The sequence below is a fragment of the Tenacibaculum soleae genome, assembly GCF_001693415.1.
In the GTDB taxonomy this organism is placed as follows: domain Bacteria; phylum Bacteroidota; class Bacteroidia; order Flavobacteriales; family Flavobacteriaceae; genus Polaribacter; species Polaribacter soleae.
Map to the genome: position 1 here is coordinate 1 of NZ_MAKX01000016.1, position 1,513 is coordinate 1,513.

A 1,513-nucleotide genomic window follows, 5' to 3' on the forward strand; every position below is an offset into this window, starting at 1 on the left:
ATACAACGGATGCAGTAACATTTGATCATGCATTTGGTAGTTTAACAGATGGTACGTACACAGTAACTATAAGTGATGCAAAGAGATGTTCTATAACTTTAGCACCCATAACGATAGCGGCATTACCAGAGGAGCCAACATTTAGTAATGCAGTGACTTACGCGTGTGACGGAACAGGAACCATAACCTTAACACAATTAACACCAGCAGCACCAGGAACGTATAATTATACTTTAGGAGCAACGAATAATACTACAGGAATTTTTAGCGGATTATCTGATGGGACTTATACTGTAACAGTTGATTACGGAAGCGACTGTACAGTGGATGTAACTAATATTACAGTTTTAAATAATCAGGCATTTACCGCACAAATAACAGATTTTACAAATCCAAGATGTATAGGAGAAAGTAACGGAAGTATTGAAATAACAGCAGCATTTCCATCAAGTACACCAACAAGTTTTGAGTATTCATTAGATGGAGGAACTATTTGGAGTGCGGCGGCAACAAATCCGTTTACTATCACAGGATTAGGTAATGTAACTCATAATATATCGGTACGACCAGATAATACTTCACCGGCAGCGTGTAATGTATCTTTGAGTGAAGATTTATCAGATCCATCACCAATAGTAGTAGCGGCAAGTGTAACAAAACTAATTACTTGTGATACAGACCCTACATTAGATGGCGCAACGATAAGTATAACAGGAACCACATCCGGAGGAAACGGAGGAGCTTATACATATGCATTATTTGACAATGCAACAGCAACTGCACCAGCAGTTCAAACAGGCGCACCATTTACCGATATTGATACTTCGGGAGATTATTGGGTAGTAGCTACAGATGCAAAAGGTTGTACATCAGCACCAGAGCCAGTAACTGTTCCAGATGCAGTAGCGGTAGCATTTACTTTAGACGAAACTACTTGTTATAGCGGTTCATCTGATGCAACAATTACCGTAAATATAGGTACAGGTAACGGAAATTATTCATATAGTTTAAATGACGGAACTACGACCACTACACAAAACACCAATATATTTACAGGATTAACCAATGGTAATTATACAGTAACTGTAACAGACGGATTTAACTGTTCAGCAACCGATACGGTAACCATAAATCCACAAGTAACAGCAGTTGTAACAACAACAAACGAAACGTGTAATGATGGAACGATAAACATCGTAGCAAGCGGTGGCGATAGTAATTATGTATACGCAGTTGTAACAGGAGGAACACCACCAATTGCAACAGATTTTAGTGCAACAGCACCAACGACAATAACAGCAGGAACTTGGGATGTTTATGTACGTGATCAAAACGGAACAGGAACACCAAGTTGTGAATATTCAGAAGAGGTTACCATAACTCGAATCACAGATCCAACAATAGTTGTAACCGAAACACAACCCGATTGTAATGGAGGTCAAGGTTCGGCAGTAGTAGTAATAAGTGATGGAACAGCCGATTATACCACCACAATAACATTACAGGGAGCACC

Annotated in this window: 1 pseudogene; it reads left to right on the plus strand. The window is 39.3% G+C overall.

Annotated elements, in window-relative coordinates:
* Positions 1-1,513, plus strand: a pseudogene (locus BA195_RS14430) (hypothetical protein); the annotation flags it as partial.